At 40.0% G+C, this 22,168-nt stretch carries 18 protein-coding genes, 1 pseudogene and 1 riboswitch; all 19 genes and pseudogenes read right to left on the bottom strand.

The window, feature by feature from the left end; genetic code table 11:
• Window positions 1–79: 79 nt before the first annotated feature.
• Window positions 80–526: pseudogene (gene serB, locus K1I67_RS06555) on the bottom strand (phosphoserine phosphatase SerB); the annotation flags it as partial.
• 62 nt (window positions 527–588) lie between these two features.
• Window positions 589–2,022: a glycogen synthase GlgA gene (gene glgA / locus K1I67_RS06550; protein ID WP_223339324.1), complete on the bottom strand. Its 1,434-nt coding sequence runs from the start codon at window positions 2,020–2,022 to the stop codon at window positions 589–591.
• Window positions 2,019–3,158, bottom strand: coding sequence for a glucose-1-phosphate adenylyltransferase subunit GlgD (gene glgD / locus K1I67_RS06545; RefSeq protein WP_223339323.1), 1,140 nt, complete (start codon window positions 3,156–3,158; stop codon window positions 2,019–2,021). The genes glgA and glgD overlap by 4 nt, the downstream gene beginning before the upstream one ends.
• Window positions 3,148–4,290 (bottom strand): glucose-1-phosphate adenylyltransferase, encoded by a 1,143-nt coding sequence (locus K1I67_RS06540; protein ID WP_223339322.1) that lies wholly within the window; start codon window positions 4,288–4,290, stop codon window positions 3,148–3,150. The genes glgD and K1I67_RS06540 overlap by 11 nt, the downstream gene beginning before the upstream one ends.
• Window positions 4,280–6,208, bottom strand: a complete 1,929-nt coding sequence (glgB, locus tag K1I67_RS06535) for a 1,4-alpha-glucan branching protein GlgB (protein WP_223339321.1) — start codon at window positions 6,206–6,208, stop codon at window positions 4,280–4,282. Before glgB ends, K1I67_RS06540 begins: the two co-directional genes overlap by 11 nt.
• A 528-nt stretch (window positions 6,209–6,736) precedes the next feature.
• Window positions 6,737–7,090 (bottom strand): DMP19 family protein, encoded by a 354-nt coding sequence (locus tag K1I67_RS06530; protein WP_317628367.1) that lies wholly within the window; start codon window positions 7,088–7,090, stop codon window positions 6,737–6,739.
• A gap of 100 nt (window positions 7,091–7,190) precedes the next feature.
• Entirely contained in the window at window positions 7,191–9,473 is a 2,283-nt protein-coding gene (gene pulA, locus K1I67_RS06525; protein ID WP_223339320.1) for a type I pullulanase, read from the bottom strand.
• A gap of 114 nt (window positions 9,474–9,587) precedes the next feature.
• Window positions 9,588–11,546 (bottom strand): NAD-dependent DNA ligase LigA, encoded by a 1,959-nt coding sequence (ligA, locus tag K1I67_RS06520; protein ID WP_223339319.1) that lies wholly within the window; start codon window positions 11,544–11,546, stop codon window positions 9,588–9,590.
• Window positions 11,547–11,639: 93 nt separating this feature from the next.
• Complete coding sequence (locus tag K1I67_RS06515) at window positions 11,640–12,899, bottom strand: nucleobase:cation symporter-2 family protein (RefSeq protein ID WP_223339318.1); 1,260 nt, start codon at window positions 12,897–12,899, stop codon at window positions 11,640–11,642.
• The gene (locus K1I67_RS06510; RefSeq protein WP_075226948.1) at window positions 12,899–13,480 is read right to left on the bottom strand and encodes a xanthine phosphoribosyltransferase; all 582 of its coding nucleotides are present in this window, start codon (window positions 13,478–13,480) and stop codon (window positions 12,899–12,901) included. Before K1I67_RS06510 ends, K1I67_RS06515 begins: the two co-directional genes overlap by 1 nt.
• 76 nt (window positions 13,481–13,556) lie before the next feature.
• Window positions 13,557–13,653, bottom strand: a riboswitch (purine riboswitch).
• Entirely contained in the window at window positions 13,646–14,629 is a 984-nt protein-coding gene (gene guaC / locus K1I67_RS06505; RefSeq protein WP_223339317.1) for a GMP reductase, read from the bottom strand. Its footprint overlaps the riboswitch before it by 8 nt.
• Window positions 14,630–14,828: 199 nt before the next feature.
• Window positions 14,829–15,608 carry an L-threonylcarbamoyladenylate synthase gene (locus K1I67_RS06500; protein ID WP_223339316.1) on the bottom strand — a complete coding sequence of 260 codons (780 nt, stop codon included), beginning with the start codon at window positions 15,606–15,608 and terminating at the stop codon, window positions 14,829–14,831.
• Window positions 15,609–15,635: 27 nt separating this feature from the next.
• A complete protein-coding gene (gene leuD, locus K1I67_RS06495; RefSeq protein ID WP_223339315.1) occupies window positions 15,636–16,229 on the bottom strand; it encodes a 3-isopropylmalate dehydratase small subunit in 594 nt (197 codons plus the stop codon).
• Window positions 16,230–16,238: 9 nt separating this feature from the next.
• Window positions 16,239–17,621, bottom strand: a complete 1,383-nt coding sequence (gene leuC, locus K1I67_RS06490; RefSeq protein ID WP_223339314.1) for a 3-isopropylmalate dehydratase large subunit — start codon at window positions 17,619–17,621, stop codon at window positions 16,239–16,241.
• A gap of 3 nt (window positions 17,622–17,624) precedes the next feature.
• Window positions 17,625–17,894 (bottom strand): DUF1294 domain-containing protein, encoded by a 270-nt coding sequence (locus K1I67_RS06485; protein ID WP_223339313.1) that lies wholly within the window; start codon window positions 17,892–17,894, stop codon window positions 17,625–17,627.
• The gene (leuB, locus tag K1I67_RS06480; protein WP_223339312.1) at window positions 17,891–18,928 is read right to left on the bottom strand and encodes a 3-isopropylmalate dehydrogenase; all 1,038 of its coding nucleotides are present in this window, start codon (window positions 18,926–18,928) and stop codon (window positions 17,891–17,893) included. The genes K1I67_RS06485 and leuB overlap by 4 nt, the downstream gene beginning before the upstream one ends.
• A gap of 11 nt (window positions 18,929–18,939) precedes the next feature.
• A complete protein-coding gene (locus K1I67_RS06475) occupies window positions 18,940–20,502 on the bottom strand; it encodes a 2-isopropylmalate synthase (protein ID WP_223339311.1) in 1,563 nt (520 codons plus the stop codon).
• Window positions 20,503–20,815: 313 nt separating this feature from the next.
• Window positions 20,816–21,472: an MmcQ/YjbR family DNA-binding protein gene (locus K1I67_RS06470; RefSeq protein ID WP_223339310.1), complete on the bottom strand. Its 657-nt coding sequence runs from the start codon at window positions 21,470–21,472 to the stop codon at window positions 20,816–20,818.
• Between the two features lie 43 nt (window positions 21,473–21,515).
• Window positions 21,516–22,148 (bottom strand): copper homeostasis protein CutC, encoded by a 633-nt coding sequence (locus tag K1I67_RS06465; RefSeq protein WP_223339309.1) that lies wholly within the window; start codon window positions 22,146–22,148, stop codon window positions 21,516–21,518.
• Window positions 22,149–22,168: the final 20 nt, after the last annotated feature.

The following is a 22,168-nucleotide window of genomic DNA, read 5'->3' as shown; positions in this document are numbered from 1 at the left end:
TATCCTCATAAGTTAATTTCATAATAAAATACCCCCAAAGTTAGATTTTTTCTGTCTAACTTTGGGGGTGCAGTTCACTTACTAGGGTTTCTTTTTTAACTTCTCTGCTGATAATAGGACCAATAAGATTTCCAGTTAAATGACCATCTCTGATTTCCAGTTGATTAGCAGCAAATAATGAAATCCCTAAATCTTTTGCCAATCTTTCGACAATAGGTGTAAATCCACCCGAAACTAAACCTACTTCTATCTGATTTTTTTGCAGAGTGTTAATAAATTGCGCAGCATTTTTACTAAGGTGTAGTTCATGATAAATCTTATCAAAAGTATCTACAGATAGTCCTTGTAAAAAAGAAACACGTTTTCTCAGGCTTTCTTCAAAATCAAGTTCTCCTCTCATAGCTTGGGCAGTCAGTAGAGCTACTTCTTCTTCACATTCTGCTTCTTTCCCCAACAAATCAATAACTTCCTCTTCTATCAGTGTCCCATCAACATCCAGTACACAAAGTCCTCTCAATTTTTTCATTTAAGTCCCTTACTTTTATCATCTCAAAAAATCGTATGAAGGTATCATACGATTTTAACTATTTAGTTTGCTAAACTCTGATACAAATCAAGATATGACTTGCAGGCTGTATCCCAAGAGAAATCACATTCCATAGCTTGAACTTGCATATTTTTCCAAACATCAGGATGGTTGTGATAAACATCCAAAGCTGTTTGCAATGCCCAATTGAGCCAGTATGGAGTTAGGTTGTTAAAGCTAAAGCCTGTACCTGTTCCTTCAATTGGATTGAAGGCTTGAACAGTATCTCTAAGGCCACCCACCTCGTTTACTAAAGGAAGCGTACCATATCTCATGGCCATCATTTGTGAAAGTCCACACGGTTCAAAGCGACTTGGCATGAGGAAAATATCACATGCTGCATAAATCTCTTGAGCTAATTTTACATCAAAAGTAATATTTGCAGAAAGTTTTTCTGGGAATACTTGACTAAACCAAGAGAAGGCTTGTTCAAATCCTGGATCTCCAGTTCCCAAGAGAACGATTTGAATATCCTCTTGAAGCATACGATGCAGGCTTTCAACCACCACATCAAAGCCCTTCTGACGAGTCAAACGTGACACGATACCAATCATTGGCACATCAGAACGTACTGGAAGACCAACTCTTTCTTGAAGTTTCGCTTTATTTTGAGCTTTTCCTGACAGATCAGTTTTATTAAAATGATAGTCAAGTAACGCATCCGTCTCTGGGTTGTACAAATCTGTATCAATACCATTAACAATACCTGAAACCTTACCAGATTCCATACGAAGAATCTGATCAATACCGCAACCAAACTCCGTAGTCATGATTTCATAAGCATAGCTAGGTGACACGGTTGATACACGGTCTGCATAGAGAATACCAGCCTTCATCCAGTTAAGACAATCATTCCAACGAACTGTTCCATCAGCATAGCGCTCAAAACCAACTCTGAACAAGTCCCAAAGCATGCTTTCAGAAAATTGACCTTGAAACTCCAAGTTATGAATGGTCAAAACAGTCTTGATTCCTTGGTAAGCTTGAATCCATCTGTATTTTTCTTTTAACAAGAACGGAATCATTGCTGTATGGTAGTCATGAGCATGTAGAACATCAGGGATAAAACCAATACGCTCCATAGCTTCAAGGGCTGCAAGTTGGAAGAAAGCAAAACGTTCACCATCATCGAAATCTCCATAAACATGTCCACGGAAGAAATAATATTGATTGTCGATGAAGTAGAAAGTAACACCGTTTAAAACAGTTTTCTTAATTCCACAAAATTGTCTGCGCCAACCAACATAGACTTCAAATTGAAGGACATCTTCAATTTGATCACCAAACTTGGCTTCAACCATGTCATAGTAGGGTAAGATAACAGCAACTTCATGCCCAGCTTTTACTAATGATTTTGGAAGTGCTCCGATAACGTCTCCCAATCCACCTGTTTTTGAAAAGGGAGCTCCCTCTGCTGCTACAAATAAAATTTTCATGAAAGGACATCCTCTGTTACTTTTTCGCCTTTTTTGATGATAACAGGGTTTTCTGCTGTACCTCGAATAACAACTCCCTCAGCTATTTCAGCACCCTTATCAACAATTGCATACTCAACTTGTGCACCTTTTCCAACGACAACACGAGGGAAGATAAGAGACTCTTTAACCAAGCTGTCTTTATTGATACGAACATTACGCGAAATAACAGATTTAATCACTTCGCCTTCAACGATACTACCAGAAGCAAATTGAGATGTGTTTACTTTTGAACCTGGTGCATAGTAGGTAGGTTCTTCATTTTTAACTTTAGTATGAATCTTTTGATTTGGTGAGAACAAAGAGTAGAATTTATGCTGATCAAGCATATCTAAATTAGCTTGGTAATATGTTTCTACTGAATGAATATTGGCTAGGTAACCTGTATATTCATATGCAAAAGCACCTTCTTTTGCTGCCAAATCACGAAGAACATAACGTAATTTTTCTGGATATTCTTTTTGAGCTTCTTCTTCCAAACGCTTAATCAACCATTGAGTATCTACAACGAAGATATCTGTTGACATGTTGTAAAAATCTTGGTTTGATTTTTTATCAAAGAGTTTGTGTGAAAGTACGTGGTCAGTTTCATCAATATCAAGGATTGCATTTACTTCTGAAATGACCTTCTTAGGCAATTTCTTATAAACAACTGTAATTGGTGATTTTGTTGTATTATGCAAATGGAAAACTTGAGCAAGATCAATATTTACCAAAACATCACAGTTCAAGGAAACTGTTTGGTCTGAACCTGAACGTTTTAAGTAAGTTAAGAGTTGTTGATAGTACTCTTTACCAACAGTGCTACTTTCTACACGTGTATTGTAAATACCTAAATAGTAGTGACTAAGTAGTGTATTCAAGCCCCACTCACGACCTGAACGAATGTGATCGAAAACTGAGCTGATATTATCTTGTTGGAAGATTCCAAAGACACTACGAACACCAGCATTTGCTAAACTTGAGAGTGGGAAGTCAATCAAGCGATACTTTCCTCCGAATGGCAAACTCGCCACAGGACGGTTACTTGTCAAGGTTGACATATCATGGAAACCAACGGTATTTCCTAAAATCGCTGAATATTTATCAATCTTCATCTGTTGCTACCCCCACTACTTCGTTATATCCGACTACTTGTACTTCTTCTGTACCATCAATTTCTACACCATCGGCAATAATTGCACCTTCACCGATGATTGCGCGTGTAATTTTAGCGCCTTTTCCGATAACTGCTCCACTCATGATGACAGAGTCAACAACCTCTGCTCCCTTACGAACTTGAGCTGCTGTTGAGAGAATAGAGTGTTTTACAGTACCATTCACGTAACATCCATCTACTACGAGAGAATCTTCCACTTGAGCGTGTTCTCCAAGGAAGTTTGGTGGAGCAATTAGGTTACGAGAATAAATCTTCCATTGACGGTTACGACTATCGAGAGCATTTTCTGGAGAGATGTATTCCATGTTGGCTTCCCAAAGAGATTCGATAGTGCCGACGTCTTTCCAGTAACCACTGAATTCGTATGCATAGACACTTTCTCCAGACTCTAAGTAGTTTGGAATAACGTTCTTACCGAAGTCTGACATGTCTAGGTTGGCCTTCTCAGCTGCAACTAGCATATTGCGAAGTCGTTTCCAGTCAAAGATATAAATCCCCATTGATGCCTTAGTTGATTTTGGTTGGGCAGGTTTTTCTTCGAATTCAACAATACGATTATTAGCATCTGTATTCATGATACCGAAACGGCTAGCTTCTTTTAATGGGACGTCCAAGACTGCTACAGTCAAGCTGGCATTGTTATCCTTGTGTGATTGGAGCATATCGTCATAGTCCATCTTGTAGATATGGTCACCTGAAAGGATCAAAACATACTCAGGATTGATGCTGTCGATATAGTCGATGTTTTGGTAAATGGCATGACTCGTACCTTCAAACCAACGGTTTCCTTCACTTGCAGAGTAGGGTTGAAGGATAGAAACTCCGGTGTCAATACCATCTAGGCCCCAACTAGAACCATTACCAATGTGGCTGTTGAGAGCTAGTGGTTGATACTGTGTAATAACCCCAACATTATGGATACCAGAGTTGGCACAGTTTGAAAGAGCGAAGTCAATGATACGGTAGCGCCCACCAAATTGCACGGCAGGTTTAGCAATGCTTTGAGTGAGTTTACCGAGACGAGTTCCTTGCCCACCAGCAAGGATTAAAGCTAGCATTTCATTCTTCATTTTCTACTCCTTTTTGAGTTTTATTAGCGACTTTTTTAGTAGGTTTTATGCGACGTTTGATTTTCCAAATACTTGCTCCCATAGCTGGTAAGGTAAATGTCAAAGTCTGCTCATAATCCTTCCACAATCCTTCTTGAGTTTGAACTGTTTGGTTATGCTCTTTCCACACACCACCCCATTGTTCTAACTCTGTATTCCAAATTTCTTCATAAATGCCTGCAACTGGAAGACCAATTGTAAAATCAGGACGTTCAACTGGTGCCATATTGAAGACACAGACTAGCATCTCGCCTTTCTTGCCCTTACGGATAAATGAAAGAACACTCTGATCTCTATTATCCGCATCAATGATTTCAATACCATCGTAACTTGTATCAATTTCCCAAAGACAACGGTGGTCTTTATAAAGTTGATTCAACTGTGATGTAAAGTATTTCATCTTGGCATTCATTGGATCTTCTAGGTTAGACCACTCTAATTGCTCTTCTGATTTCCACTCTAAGAATTGACCAAATTCGCTACCCATGAAGAGTAATTTCTTACCAGGGTGACAAATTTGATAAGTGTAGAGGTTTCTCAAACCAGCGAACTGATTGTAACGATCACCCCACATCTTATGCATCATACTCTTCTTACCGTGGACAACCTCATCATGTGAGAATGGTAGGAGATAATTTTCATTAAAGACATACATAAAGCTGAAAGTCACAAGATTAAAGTCATACTTGCGGTAAATTGGATCTTCTTCGTAGAAACGTAGGATATCATTCATCCAACCCATGTTCCACTTGTAGTCAAATCCAAGTCCACCCATTTCCTTCATGCCAGTAATCTTGGTACCAGAAGAAGACTCCTCTGCAATCATCATAACATCCGGATGAGCTAGTTTAATAACATCATTCAAACGTTGTAGGAAATAATATCCTTCATAGTTAAGATTGCCACCGTCTTTATTTGGTGTCCATGGAGCATTGTCATAATCTAGATAGAGAATATTACTTACGGCATCTACACGAATACCATCTAGATGATAGAAATCAATCCAGAACTTAATGCTAGAAATCAAGAAAGATTGGACTTCATTTTTACCGAGGTCAAAGTTGAGTGCTCCCCAACCATAGTTGTTTGCCTTATTATGATCTTGGTATTCAAAAGTTGGTGTACCGTCGTAGTATGCCAAAGCGTCATCATTGATTGTAAAGTGACCTGGCACCCAGTCCACAATTACACCGATATTGTTGATATGACATTCCTCAACGAAGTCTTGAAACTCTTCGGGACGACCATAGGCATGCTCTAAGGCGAAGTAGCCCATGAGCTGATAACCCCAACTTAAACCAAGTGGGTGAGCCATCAAAGGCATAAACTCGATATGAGTATAGTTCATCTCAACGAGATAAGGGATGAGCTCTTCTTTGAGTTGAGCGAAACTATAAGGGGTTCCATCAGGATTTCTCTTCCAAGATCCTGCGTGAGCTTCATAGATGTTAACAGGTCTCTCGAAAAATCCCCAACGTTTTCTGCGAGCTAACCAAAGACCGTCCTTCCATTTTTTCTCAGGAATTTCTGTTAAAACAGCTCCTGTTCCTGGACGAGCTTCAAAACGAACTGCCAAGGGATCAATTTTCATAAGTTGATGCCCATTAGCACGAGTAATATGATATTTATAAATATGCCCCTCTTGAGCTAGAGTTGTAAATACTTCCCAAACTCCAGATTCATTACGAACCATGGGGATTTGATTTTCAACCCAGTTAGTAAAATCACCAACTAGATAGACAGCCTGCGCATTTGGAGCCCAGACACGAAAAGTATAACCATACTCACCATCTCTCTCCTCACGATGTGCTCCCAAATAGTGCTGAAGATGGAAATTTTCACCACTTGTAAAAGTTCTTAAAGCTTCTAATGTATCCATTTAATCCCCCTTTTTGTTGAAAGCGTTTTCTTAATTTTTATTATACTACCTTTTTAGAGAAGTTTCAAGTAAATTACTATATTTCTAAAAAATATTTTGAAAATCTGAAAATAATTCTCTGATGTAGCCTGGGAAAATCATTTTAATTTTCTGATTTATCTTTGCCTCTTTTCATTCTCTTACATTTTTATATAATAGTAACAAAATATTCGGATTTAAGCAATTTTTAACCTGATTTTTTTAAAAAATATATTGAAAATCCGTAAATATAGAGTTTATGACATTCAACTTAGATTGTAACTATTTATAAACCAAGAATTTTCCCCTAAAAAATAGAGAGTGGGACAGAAATCGGTAATTCGTTAGAATTCGATTTCGTCGTCCCACCTCCGCACAGTTGAGTAGGGCTGTAAAAGCTGATGAAATCAGCGTAGTAGAGCCCACTCAACCACTGCGTCTTGCTCGACAATTCAAAAACAAATGAGAGGCTAGGACTTTTGTCCCAGCCTCATCTTTATTTACTATTCTTTACGATTTATCTGCACTTCCCTGAAAAGTAAATTTCTCAGGATATTTTTTGATAAAACTTAGCTCATTTTCATTTCCATCATAATCATAGACAAAATCATCTGCTTCATCCAACTTCTCATAAAAAGCATCGCCATATTCTTCTTCCATCTGTACTAGCAGCTCAGATCTCTCTTCTCTAACAAAGGAGATAGTTCCGCCAAAGTATGCAAGAAGATTTTTGAAATTAGCAGCATGCTCCTTCATTCCAAATAGTCCCAAGCCCTTTAAAGTATCTTCCCAGACAATCCCAGTCGAATTATCGAAAAATTGATAGTGACCTTCATTGTTAACTTCGATAAAATACCAGATAATTGCCAGAAGGTATAGTCAACTGAAACATTTTTGTTCATTCATTGGTCTCTGCAAAAAAGTTTTGCTCTACACTTCATTGACTCCGTCTTCAATCTAAGACCTACGCTAAAACATTCAAGACTGCCACACTGACATCGTCAATAGCATTTTCTTGGTTAGAACGGCTATTGGTTACCAACATTTCAAGATTTCCTGCATTTTCATAATAGAAAGATGCACCTTTTGCATTAAATACGACCAAGAGATGTTCTTTTCCACCATGAATTTCGTAAACAATCCAACCACTACTTTCAATGGCTGTGTGTACAAAGACATGACGGTATACCTCTTCATAGGTTGGGTATGAAAAGGCACTAGTTTGTGTTTTAAGACGAATGATCTGACGGACAAACTCGATGCTATCTTGACGATCATTGATCAAATCCCAGTTAACCTGGTTGACGCTGTCAGGAGCATTGTAACTGTTCATTGCTCGCTCACGATCTTCGTGAGTCAACTCTCCATTTTCCCCAGTAGCTACAAGCTTGGTACGACCAAACTCTTGACCGAGCTCCATGAATGCCATCCCTTGCATGAGAAGGTTCATCGCTGTCGCTGTTTCAACTTTCTTCATGATACGGCTTTCACTCTCCGTTGGATGAAGAGTTTTAAGCAAATCATGCAAATTGTAGTTATCGTGAGCTTCTACATAGTTTAAGACCTGGTTAGGACTAAGGTAAGAACCAAGTTCACGACTTCCAAGGATAGCTTTGGCTACAATCGGCTCAGTACCTGCCCCACTGACGAAGCCAGACTTGATAGAACCATAGACTTCACAACCTTTGACCGCATCACGTTGATTATCATTAAAGAATCCAATGTTTGGCAACTGGTAGGCATTGTCTTTCTTAGCCTTGTCATAAGGAGCAAGACCTGTTCCCATATCCCAGCCTTCTCCATAAAGGATGATTTTCGGATCCACTTCGTCCATAGCCCAACGAATCATCTGCATGGTTTTAACATCGTGAATTCCCATCAAGTCAAAGCGGAAACCGTCAATATTGTATTCTTTTACCCAGTAGAGAAGAGAATCAATCATATACTTACGGAACATTTCGTGTTCACTAGCTGTTTCATTTCCGACACCTGTTCCATTTTGATAGGTTCCGTCACGGTTCATTCGATAATAGTAATCTGGAACCGTTGTTTGGAATGGTGCATCCACAGTTGAAAAGGTATGATTGTAAACAACATCCATAATAACACCGATACCAGCATCGTGATAGGCTTGTACCATGGTCTTTAAATCACGGATAGCTTGACCAGGATCATTTGGATTTGTAGACATACTAGTTTCTGGAGCATTATAGTTTTGTGGATCATAACCCCAGTTGTAGGTGACATTCCCATCTGCATCATACTCTTTATGTCGGTCTGCAATCGGCTGTAGTTGGACGTAGTTAACACCAAGTTCTTTAATATAGTCAAATGCTGTAGACTGACCATACTGATTGACCGTTCCCGTTTGAGCAGCTCCCAAAAAAGTTCCTCTTAATTCTGGAGCAACACCAGAGGTTTCCGACTGGGTCAAATCACGAATATGCATTTCATATACTACAGCTTGACAAGGGTTTTCTAAACGCCAAGTTGCTTCCCTACCATGCTTGACTTCAAAACCTTCAACCTGACGTTCTTTTTCTGAAAGAATCGCTGAACGTTTTCCATCTGGACTTGTCGCAATGGTATATGGATCACGTGTCAATGATTGATGATGTGGAAAATTAATCTGATATTGATAGGCACGACCAGCAAGACTTTCAGGAACTGTCAAATTCCAAACTCCAATTGTATTATCCTTGTGACTATATGAATAACTGTTGCCACGTTGCATTTCATAAGTCTTTAGGATAGTCGCATCATTACTTGCTGATTCATAAACTACAACTTGTACAGTTGTTGCTGTTGGCGACCAAAGTTTAAAGCTTGTTTCTTCTTCGGAAACCTGGCATCCCAACTCTCCTTGGTAACCCCAGTGGTGATCAAAACTAGCACTGTTAATAGCCTTGTCAAAAGCAAAAGGATTTTGATCCTTATAGTGAGGGCTTGCAATAGCAGGATTCTCGGAGTAGTAGACTGTATCGTCTCCATCTAAAATCCAAACTTCTGTCAAGAGTGGATAATAGTTGAAACGAATTGGATACTCTTTTGAAACTCCGTCTTTTGTAACCACAAAAGTCATTGTTTCAATAGCTTTTTCACTAGATTGAGTGAAAGAGAATTTTTCTCCAAAATACTCTTCTTCTTTTACTAATTCAACTGTATCGAGCGGCTTTTTACTAAAACTACAATCTTTATAAGCCTCATCCTTACGATGATAATGAATAAGTACAGGATAGTTGTACATGTTTCTCCCTAATTTCTAATTTCTAATTATTAAATTTATATAGTAATATTTCTTGATTAACTTATACGAATAGAACCAAGAAATGATAGGTGATTATTCTAAACTGTGTATTCCTTACAAACTCTCAAGCCAAGCTTCATCACGAATCTCTATTCCCAGTTCTTGTGCTTTTTGGAGCTTGCTTCCTGCATCTGCTCCTGCTACAACAAGGTCTGTTTTTTTCGACACACTACCAGTAACCTTGGCTCCTAGACTTTCTAATTTATTTTTAGCTTCTGAGCGATTCAAACGCTCTAGCTTTCCTGTCAATACGACAGTTAGACCAGACAAGGCAGCATTTGCTGCAACTGTCTGTCCTTTGTAGTCTAGATTAACACCTGATTCTTTCAATTCCCTTAAAAGGATTGCAGAACCCTCTGTAGCAAAATAGGTCTGTAGACTTTGAGCAATGACACTCCCCAAACTTTCAATATTTGCAATTTCTTCAGGATTGGCTTGTGCTAGCGATTCGATTGAGTGGAAGTTTTGTAAAAGCAACTGACTTGCCTTACTTCCTACATGACGAATCCCCAAACCAAACAAGAGTTTTTCAGCAGAATTTTCTTTGGATGCTTGAATAGCCTGGTAGAGCTTTTGAGCAGATTTTTCCTTGATACCATCTAGCAAAAGCAAATCTTCCACAGTCAAGCGATAAATATCTGCAACATCCTTAACCAAATTGGCAGCAAATAATTTCTCCACGATTGATGGGCCAAGGCCAGAGATATTCATAGCATCACGCGATGCGAAATGCGTCAAACCTTCCTTGATTTGAGCAGGGCATCGTGGATTGATACAACGAAGAGCCACCTCATCTTCAAAGTGTAACAGCTTACTCTCACAACTTGGACAGTTTGTTGGGATATCTAGTTTTTCCTCCGACACACGTTTAGACTCCACCACTCGTAGAACAGCTGGTATGATATCACCCGCTTTGTAGACAATGACTGTGTCATCCTTACGGATATCCTTTTCAGCGATATAGTCGACATTATGAAGAGTTGCACGACTTACAGTTGTACCTGCAAGTTGCACTGGAGTAAGATTAGCAGTCGGAGTCACAACTCCTGTACGCCCTACTGTCCAGTCAACAGAAAGAAGTTTCGCTTCTTTTTCTTCTGCTGGGAATTTATATGCTACTGCCCATTTAGGTGCTTTGACTGTAAATCCTAGTTGCTCCTGACCAGCTAGATCATTGACCTTAATCACAACTCCATCGATATCATAAGGCAACTGATCTCTTTCTTGACCAATTTCTTGAATAAACGCCCAAACCTCGTCCATACTATGAGCTAATAGACGTCTTTGATTAACTACAAAGCCTAATTGTTCTAAATGTTTCAAAACCTTCTCTTGACTATCCCGAGTTGAAGGACTAGCTTCCTGATAAAGGAAGGTTGCAAGATTACGTTTGGCTACTACTGCTGTATCTAGCTGACGAAGTGTTCCTGCAGCAGCATTTCTTGGATTTGCAAATTCTGGCTCCCCGTTTTCTTGACGAGATTGATTGACCTGGTCAAAAGAAGCTCTCGGCATATAACATTCACCACGAACTGTTATATCTATTTTTTCAGATAATGCTAAAGGAATGTCTTTCACTCGTTTAAGATTTTCAGTGATGTTTTCACCAATGGAGCCATCACCTCGAGTTGCTCCAGCAACAAAAATTCCCTGCTCATAAGTCAAGGAAATCGATAAACCATCAATCTTCAACTCACAAATATAAGTGACATCATCCAATTCTTTACGAACACGCGCATCAAAGGCGTCGAGTTCTTCACGTGAAAAAGCATCCTGCAAACTATAAAGAGGATACTGATGACTATATTTCTCAAACCCATCAAGAATCTTTCCACCAACACGATGTGTCGGACTTTCTGGTAAAACTTGGTCAGGATGAGCTTTTTCTAACTCTACCAATTCACGATAAAGACGGTCATACTCACTATCAGATACAGATGGATTATCACTTGTATAATACTCTGTCGCATAGCGATTGAGCAGTTCAACGAGCTCTTTCATTCTTTCATTCATAGAACCATTTTACCATAAAAAGGACTCTATAAACAATCCTCAAGCTCTAAAAAAGAAAATGAGAAGGATATTTCTATCGCTTCTCATTTATTTTTATTTTTTACGATTCAAAATAGCATTCAAGACGATGGCTACTGTACTTGCAATAACAATACCATTTGAAAAGAACATTTGTAATTCAGTCGGTAAAGTATTGAAGAGATTGCTTCCGTTCAACCCCACCCCAGCAGAGATAGAAACCGCTGCAATGAGGAAGTTGTGTTCATTGTGCTCAAAGTCTACACGCGCCAAGATTTGCATCCCTTGGAGAGATACAAAACCAAACATGACGAGCATAGCTCCACCAAGAACAGGGCTAGGAATAATCTGAGCCAAGGCACCAAACTTAGGCAAGAGACCAAGTAAGATAAGGAAACCAGCTGCGTAGTAGATTGGCAAACGAGTACGAATACCTGAAAGTTTCACCAAACCAACGTTTTGTGAAAATCCTGTATATGGGAAGGTGTTGAAAAGTCCACCAAGCAGAACAGCGAGACCTTCAGCACGATAACCATTGCGAAGACGAGTGCTATCGATTGGATCTTTAGTAATATCAGAAAGGGCAAGATAAACACCAGTTGATTCTACCATAGATACAGTAGCGATAATACACATCATGACAATAGAAGAAATCTCAAATTGCGGAGCACCGAAGTAAAATGGAGTTGGGATATGAACGAGTGGAGCTTCTGCTACTGGTGAGAAATCAACCAAGCCCATTGTTGCAGCGATAATGGTACCTGCAATCAAGCCAATCAAAATTGAAATAGATTTGATAAATCCTTTTGTAAGAATATTTACCAAGAGAATAATGAGGACTGTAATCATGGCCAAGGCTAAACTTTGTCCAGTTGGTTTTTCAACGTTATTTCCCATATTTCCGATGGCAACAGGAATCAAGGTCAAACCAATCGTCGTAATGACAGATCCAGTTACGATTGCAGGGAAAAGATTGGCAACCTTAGAGAAGATACCTGAAATCAGGATAACATAAATCCCTGAAACAATCAAAGCTCCGAACATAGCACCGCTACCATGACTCTGACCGATCATGATAAGAGGAGCAACAGACTGGAAGGCTACCCCAAGAACAATAGGTAAACCAACACCAAAATGTTTATTGAGTTGCAATTGCAAGAGAGTTGCAACCCCACACATAAAGATATCTGTTGAAATAAGGTAGGTCAACTGTTGAGCTGAATACCCTAAAGCACTTGCAATCATGATTGGTACCAGGATTGAACCTGAGTACATGGCTAGCAAGTGTTGCAAACCAAGAACGGCTGCCTGTGAGTGGTTTTCCTGTTGTTTCATTAGATGTCTGCCTCCTTAAATATAACTTTTCCATTTTCAAAACGCTCTAATCGCGCGAGTGATACTACTTGATGGCCTGATTTTTCTAGCAGTCCACGACCATCTTGGAAAGATTTTTCAATCACAATTCCGATAGCTTCAACTGTAGCACCAGCCTGTTCAATAATCTGAATCAAACCTTTAGCTGCTTGACCATTAGCCAAGAAATCATCAATAATCAATACTTTATCTTGAGGAGATAAGAACTTACCTGCAATAGATACGGTACTAGTTACTTGTTTAGTGAAAGAATAAACTTCAGCAGTCAAAATTCCTTCATTCATAGTAATATTTTTTGCCTTCTTAGCAAAAATCATGGGTACATCTAACTGTTCAGCCACATAAAGGGCTGGGGCAATTCCAGATGCCTCAATGGTTACGACTTTGGTAATACCAGCATTTTTAAAATGCTCTGCAAAAGTACGACCAACCTCGCGCATCAAGGAATAATCAACTTGGTGGGTTAAGAAGGAATCCACCTTAAGAATATTCTCACCAAGAACGTTTCCGTCCTTTAAAATTCGTTCTTCTAATAATTTCACAATAACCTCCGAAATAAAAAGAGACTTACCAAGTAAGCCTCTAGGAAATAAAGAAATAGATTTAACACTTATCCTTATATCTCTGCAGCTTACTCATTGTTAGGTATTTACGGTACCTTGTAGAAACGCCACGCCAATTCGTGGCATAAATAAGTAATCATATTTTTAGTGAGCATCACCATTCCAGATAGAGTTCTTCACAATGACATAGTCAACGTGACGAAGATCAGCAACCTTACGACCTCCAGCATAAGAAATCGAACTTTGCAAATCCTGTTCCATCTCAGTTAAGGTATCCTGTAAATGTCCTTTGGCAGGAAGAAGAATTTTCTTACCTTCGACATTCTTATAGGCACCTTTTTGGTATTCTGAAGCGGAACCATAGTATTCTTTAAATTGTTTACCATCGACTTCGACAGTTTTACCAGGGCTTTCGATATGGCCTGCAAATAAAGAACCAATCATAACCATACTTGCACCAAAGCGGATCGACTTGGCAATATCTCCGTGTGTACGGATACCACCATCGGCAATAATCGGTTTACGCGCAGCTTTAGCACACCAGCGAAGAGCTGCTAACTGCCAACCACCAGTACCAAAACCAGTTTTAACCTTAGTAATACATACTTTACCTGGACCGATTCCGACCTTAGTAGCGTCTGCTCCAGCATTTTCAAGTTCACGAACTGCCTCTGGAGTACCAACGTTACCTGCGATGACAAAGGTATCTGGCAATTCTTTTTTGATGTGCTGAATCATAGAAATCACGCTGTCAGCATGACCATGAGCGATATCAATAGTGATGTACTCTGGTGCATCAGCCTTTAATTGACTAACAAAGTCATACTCGTAATCTTTAACACCAACAGAGATAGAAGCAATCAAACCTTTCTCATGCATGCGTTTCACAAAGGGAATACGTCCCTCTTCATCAAAACGGTGCATAATATAGAAATAACCACCTTTTGCAAGTTGTTCTGCAACATCTTCATCCAAGATCGTCTGCATATTAGAAGGAACAACTGGTAATTTAAAGGTGTGCTTTCCAAGTGTCACTTGTGTGTCAGCTTCTGCTCGACTTTGAAGGACACACTTATTTGGGATTAGCTGAATATCCTCGTAGTCAAAGATTGGAAATTCGTTTAACATATTGATGTCTCGTTTCTTTTATAATGACCTACCTATGCTTGCGCATCACTACGCCTTTTCCGACGTTTCCTTTAAAGATTATAAACTAAGATAAAGTTTTTGTCAATTATTTTGAAACCTAAAGTTTATATAGTTCGGATTTTGCTCGTAGTTTCATAAAAAATAGAGAGTTTATAGACTCTCTATTTTATGTTTTATCTTAATAATACTCTCCCTGACGGTAATCCCATGAGTTAAAGGTATCTGACAGGTGCATCATGATTTTATCAATATCAAGTCCTTTACGGATAACAACCGGTGCTGGTGAAGTCGAGCGTGCTCCTCCTTGTTCTGAGATGAGTTTTCCATCTTTATCGACCATTGACACCATCACGCCTTGCTCGTAACGAGTTTCAATCGTTTTGTCAGGCTGGATAGAAGCCACATAGTCGTCAGCCTCGATAACAAGGTCCACTGCGCCTTCGATACGTTCTCCGATTCCTTCTACCTTACCACGGTTTCCTTTTCCAGATGGGTTGGCTGATGAAGCGTAGACCATCTTGCCTTCTTCCCAAAGTTTGGCAGCCAATTGTTCACCAGCGTTACCGAACTTGATTACAAAACAGCTAGTCCCACGCACGTCAGTCATAAGTTCTTCACGGCCATCACCGTATGCTTTTAGTTTTTCAAAAGCTTCTGGTTTCCAAGGAAGGATACAGCCAAGAAGAATATCTTCATCCCAATGTTTTTGATAAAAGGCTTCAATTTCAGGGTTGAGTTGTGCTAAAGCGCGAAGCTCATCCATGCTACCACAGAGAACCACACCTGGTTTGTTACGATTACGTTCTTTAGCTTCAAACTTGCGTTCAAGTCCTGCCTTATCACTGGTCATGATGATATAACCAACTTTAGTAGGGCAAACGATACATCCGCCCTCACCTTTTAAAATGTCATAACCTTCTTGTGAAAGTGTTCCGTTCCATTGAATGTGTTTTGTCATAATTCTATTTCCTTTTCTAATTCTCTTCTAGTCCTGCCAGTAGGCTGGACGTTGTTTTTCATAAGCAGCAATCAAATCTTCGTACTGCATGGTAATACCGATATCATCCAAACCATTTAGGAGCTTGTGTTTCCATTCGCTATCAATTTCGAAAGTGAATTCCCCGACTGGTGAAATGATTTTCTGTTGTTCCAAGTCCACAGTTACCTGGTCGCTTGGTTTCAATTGGGCGAGTTTTTCTCTAACTTCCCTTGGTTGAACAATTGGCAACATACCATTATTGAGCTCATTATTGTAATGAATATCTCCAAAAGATCCTGCAGTTACGACCTTAAAACCATAGTCTGCTAGCGCCCAAGCTGCGTGCTCTCTAGAAGAGCCAGCTCCAAAGTTATCCCCTGTGATAAGAATACTAGCCTTACGGTACTCTGGCCGATTAAAGACAAAGTCTGGGTCCTCAGTATACTTATCATCCAAATAACGCCAAGCATACATGAGGTATTTGCCAAAACCTTTCTTATCAATCAACTTCAGAAACTGTTTGGGAAGAATTTGGTCGGTATCGATGTTATCATTCATCAGAGGAACGGTCGTTCCCGTATAAACAGTAAATTTCTCCATATCCTCTCCTTACTGGGCTTCTGGCATTTGCCGTACATCTACGAAGCGCCCTGCGATTGCTGCCGCAGCTGCCATAGCTGGACTACAGAGATGAGTCTTAGCACCAAAGCCCTGTCGATCCTCAAAGTTTCGATTGCTAGTCGAGGCACAGTGAACCCCATCTGGTATCTTGTCAGGATTCATCCCTAGGCACATGGAGCATCCAGGGTCTCTCCATTCGAAGCCAGCATCTAGGAATACCTTGTCCAAACCTAACTTCTCAGCAGCTCGCTTGACTGGTCGAGAACCAGGTACCACGATAGCCGTCAAATTTGGTGCGATTTTCTTCCCTTCTACAAATCGAGCCGCCAGTTGCAAATCGCTAAGTCTAGCGTTGGTACAAGAACCAATAAAGACATAACCTAGTTGGATATCTGCTGGTTTTTGACCTGGTTGCAAATCCATGTAATGATAGGCTCGTTCATCATTCATATCCTTTATTTCTGGGAAGCTAGAATCAAAGTCAACACCCATAGCGGGATTAGTACCCCAAGTCACCATAGGAGCCAATTCTGAGACATCCAAACTAATAACCTTATCATAAACGGCATCTTCATCACTCACCAGTCTTTTCCAATCAGCTACTGCTGCAGCAAAATTCTTGGGAACACACTCTCGACCTTTTAGATAGTCAAAAGTGGTCTGATCTGGATTCATGATTCCCATTTTGGAACCAAATTCGATGGACATATTGCAGATAGTCATACGCTCTTCCATGCTCAGTGCATCAATGGCTTGACCTCGATACTCCACCACGTAGCCAACACCACAAGCAACACCGTATTTGGCAATTAAGGCTAGAATGAAATCTTTGGCATAAACCCCTTTTTGAGGAACTCCTGTGAATTCCACCAACATTTTCTTGGGTTTAACCTGCCAAATGGTTTGGGTTGCAAAGACATGTTCGACCTCACTGGTCCCAATACCGAAGGCAATCGCTCCAAAAGCTCCGTGAGTTGCAGTATGGCTATCACCACAGACGATAAATTTTCCTGGTTGTGTTCTTCCTGTTTCTGGACCAACCATATGAACGATACCTTGTTTTTCTGAACCGTGGGCAGCATGTTCAATCCCAAATTCCTCAACGTTTTCAGCCAGTTTATCAATTTGAGCCTTGGAAATCACATCTCGGATATCGTAGATATTGACTGTCGGAACATTGTGGTCAAAGGTAGCAAATGTTAAATCCGGTCGTCTCAATCTGCGCCCCGCATCTCGTAATCCTTGAAAAGCTTGAGGACTAGTCACTTCATGGATATAGTGCTGATCTACATACATGAGTTGAGGTTGTCCCTCTTCCCCCGTTATAACATGGAGGTTCCATAATTTATCAAAAATCGATTTCCCTGCCATCCATTACCTCCATATAAAATACAAAGCTATTAGTGTGGTCACCATCCCAAGGAACCAAACTGTTTTAAAGTACCATTTTCTAGTCTTGTGATGAAAAGTGATTCCTGCTAACCAAGCACCAAAACCACCACAAGTAAAAGCTAAAATGACTAAGATTTTCTCAGGGATGCGCCAAGCTTTTTTCTTTGCCTTGGATTTGTCAATACCATAAATTAAGAAAATCATGACATTCCAAATCAAGAGGGCAAGAGTGATTCCTTCATTTATCTTCATAGTCTTGCTATAATAGCTTCTGTCATTTCCTTAGTCGAAGCCTGACCTCCAATATCTCTTGTTAAAATTCCTGTTGCTAAACTTGCTTCTACAGCATGTTCGATAAGTTCCGCATCTTCAAATCGACCAAAACTATCTCGCAGCATCATAGCAACTGATAAAATCATGGAAATAGGATTAGCAATCCCTTGACCTGCAATATCAGGCGCTGAACCGTGAATAGGTTCATAGAGGCTTGGTCCATTTTCAGAATGACTGGCTGATGGCATGACCCCAAGTGTGCCAGATAGAACGCTTGATTCATCCGAGAGAATATCTCCAAAAAGATTCTCTGTCACGATAACGTCAAACTTAGCTGGATTAGTAATCATGAGCATGGCAGCTGAGTCGACTAACTGGTGTTCTAAGGTTACATCAGGATAATCTTTTGCGACTTCGTCAGCCACTCTCCTCCAGAGTTTTGAAGTTGCTAGCACGTTTTGCTTATCGATACTGGTAACGATTTTTCTCCGATTTCTTGCGATTTCAAAGGCTTTACGAATAATTCGCTCCACTTCATCATAACTATAATCGTTGATATCACGAGCTTTTTTCTCTTCGAGGATATGATCTCCAAAGTAAATCCCACCTGTCAATTCACGCACCACAACAAAGTCAACACCTGCAATTCTTTCTGGTTTGAGAGGTGACAAGTGCTTAAGACTCTCAAAGATTTTTACTGGACGAATATTGGCATAGAGATTGAGTTCCTTACGGAGAGCCAGCAAGCCTTGTTCAGGCCGCACCGCTGCCCCATCATACCGAGGACTACCGATAGCTGCTAGGAGAATGGCATCTGCTTCTCTACTTGCCTTGAGGGTTTCATCAGGTAAGGGATGCCCTGCTGCATCAATACCTGCACCTCCAAAAGGTCGTCTGTCTATCTCAAAGTCAAAGCCTGTTTTTTTAGCTAGAGCTTCCAGCACTTCTAAACCAGCTTCCATGATTTCTGGGCCGATACCATCACCTGCCAGGGCAACTATTTTTTTTGTCATAGCATTCTCCTTTACACACTAGGCATGTCACGATAGGAAACTGGTGCTCCCATCTCCCCAGCATTCTCTTTTTGAACAAAGGTATTGGCATTGATGTAGGCAATAGCTGAAGCCTTCAATACATCGAAATCAAGGCCTGCTGCGTTAAAGATGGTCTCTGTATCTCTATTTTCAACAGTAACTAAGACTCGAGCTTGGGCATCGATACCATCTGTTACCGCATCAATTGTATATGATACCAACCGAACAGATTGATTAAAGAACTTGTCAATAGCATTAAAGATGGCCTCCACAGAACCTTGCCCAGTAGCATTAAATTCGACCTTCTCACCATCCAGATTAGATAGGCTGACAGTTGCTTCAATGGTATTGTCCACATGAGTTTGAAGTTGTAAATCATCAAAGTGGAAGCCTTCTGGGTTTTCAACCATTGTTCCAGCTACCAGAGCTCTAATATCAGCGTCTGTGATTTCTTGCTTCTTATCCGCCAGCGACTTGAACTTAGTAAAGAGTGGTTTGATGTCTTCTTCTGTAAAGTCTAGGGCTAGGTCTCTCAGTTTTTCTACAAAGGCATGACGACCAGACAATTTACCAAGTGGAAGACTGTTACTCTTGATACCCACCAATTCAGGTGTAATGATTTCATAAGTGAGAGGATTTTTAAGAACACCATCTTGGTGAATACCCGATTCATGAGAGAAGGCATTTCCACCGACAACAGCCTTATTTTTAGGAACTGGAATACCAGAGAAACGAGAAACCATTTCAGAAGTATTGAGGGTTTCGTTTAGGACAATACTTGTCTCAGCTTGGTAGTAATCTTGACGAATATTAAGGGCAACCGCTATTTCTTCCAAAGCAGCATTCCCAGCTCGTTCCCCTATACCGTTAATGGTTCCCTCAACACGTCCTGCACCATTCTTAACAGCCGCGAGGCTATTTGCTACCGCCATTCCGAGGTCATCGTGGCAGTGAGGTGAATAGATAATCTGACGGTCTGTTTGTACATTGTCAATCAAATACTTGAAGATATTCCCATATTCCTCTGGTGTGGTAAAACCAACCGTGTCAGGAATATTGATATAGGTTGCCCCTGCGTCTACCGCTGTTTGAACGACTTGTAAGAGGAAATCCAGCTCAGTTCTAGTCGCATCTTCTGGAGAGAATTCTACCACTTCAAACTTAGAACGTGCATAGGAAACATGCTCTTTTATAGCTTCTAATATTTCCTCTTTGCTTTTATTCAACTTAAATTCACGATGGATAGGACTAGTAGCGATAAAAACATGGATTTGTGGATACTTAGCATCCTTAAGTGCTTCATAACAAGCGTCAATATCTGATTTAACAGAGCGAGCTAAACCAGTCACTGCTGTTTTCTTCAAGACTTTTGCAATTTCCTGAACAGCAGTAAATGAGTCAGGACTAGCTGCTGGAAAACCAGCTTCAATTGCCGAAATTCCCCATTTTTCCAGTTGTCTTGCTATGGCAATCTTTTCCTTAATAGAAAAATTAACACCTGGTGTCTGCTCACCATCTCGAAGGCTAGTATCTAGAAATTCAACTGTTCTCATAAGATTTCCCCTTTTCTAAATTTGGTTTAAAAAAACATCTCGCTCGGAGTTCCAAGCGAGATGTTGATTTACTCCCGCTTGGTAAGCCAAACAGGACTAATGCTTCTGCACTAGCCCGAGTACCTCAACAACAAAGCAAATTGATTAAACTTAGCTGTTTTCATGTTTGACTTTCTCCTTCGTTTGATATCTTGTTTAGTATTCTAGCATAGGAAAAATCACTTGTCAAGAAAAAATCCAATATTTTCTGAAAATTTCTTCAGTAAAGAATATTTTGCTAATTGAAAATGTTTGAAAAATCAAGTAAATCTAATTACTTTTTCAAGGTCAAGTTCCAGCTTTTTTCGATCAATTCTAGCAACTCTTCATCTGATAAACTATCATCCAGTGGCACACTAATCCAGTAGCGCTTGTTCATATGAAAGGCTGGATAAATCCCTTTTTTTACCAACAAATCAAATACTTGATCATGTTTGAGATTGACTGCTTCCACTAATCCTTCTCTGCCCTTTTCAAGCTCATCCCAAGAAATCTTCATAAGAACCGCATACCACTTTTGATTGCCCTCATGGCGTAAAATCGCAGTATCAGGAGATTTCTCCCATAAGTATTCTAATTGATTTTCATACTTTTCTTGAACACGAGTCATGATTCTCTTGGTCTGAGGATAGATAAAATCCTGCACATCAAAACAAGACTTTCGGATTTCATAAAGAACTTCTAAGCAGGCTTCACGGACACTTCCTACAAATGTCCCTCTCATACTGGTCATATGAACTTGTGGATAGAGATCACCAGTTTCTTGGTCATAAACTTGAAAACCTAAGACTCCATCCTCAACTGTAACCAACATGAGAAAATCTCCCTGCAAGATAGTCGAACTATGGGTCCATACGCCTTGATTTTCTACAAATCCATACTCTTTAGCCTTTTTACTGTTAAATTGGTAGGCCTTAAAAATTTCAAACATAAGTGAAAACTGCTACCAAAAGCTAGCAGTTCCTTTCTATTTTTTAAAAGACAACCTTTGTTCCATGTAATTGTGTCACACCTAGTTGGTCGATAAAGGTTTGACGGTTGTCCATGTCAATCCCTCCACCAGGTAAAATTTCAATTTTTCCTGTAGCGTGTTCTAAAATTTTGTGATAGTGAGCAAAACGTTTCTCTAGAGAATCGCCAGATACACCAGCACGAGTCAGGATGCGTGCCACTCCAGCTTGGCTGAGCCAATCAATAGCTTCTAATTGATCTTGGTCGCTCAATTCATCAAATGCCATATGGAAAACAATTTCCATACCTTTAGATGCAGCAATCAATTTTTCAAGATTGGCCTTGTCCAACTTCTTATCAGCAGTCAATGCACCAAAGACAACGCCTTGGCTTCCTGCTTGAGCAGTTAGAGCAATATCCTCAAGCATGATAGCAACTTCTAAATCATTGTAGACAAAATCACCACCACGCGGGCGAATCATAGTCATAATGGTCGTATCGTAGTCGACCGCCAGTTCCACAGCTGCCTTTGTCACTCCGTAGCTTGGAGTTGTTCCACCAACTGCTAGATTATCACAGAGCTCGATGCGGCGAGCTCCTGCCTGCATAGCTTTTTCAAGCAAGGTTACATTTTCAGCACAAAATTCGTAAATCATTTGATTCTCCTTGAAGATTA

The sequence above is a fragment of the Streptococcus infantis genome, assembly GCF_019929575.1.
Classification (GTDB): Bacteria; Bacillota; Bacilli; order Lactobacillales; family Streptococcaceae; genus Streptococcus; species Streptococcus infantis_L.
This window is presented reverse-complemented; position numbering and strand designations above follow the sequence as displayed.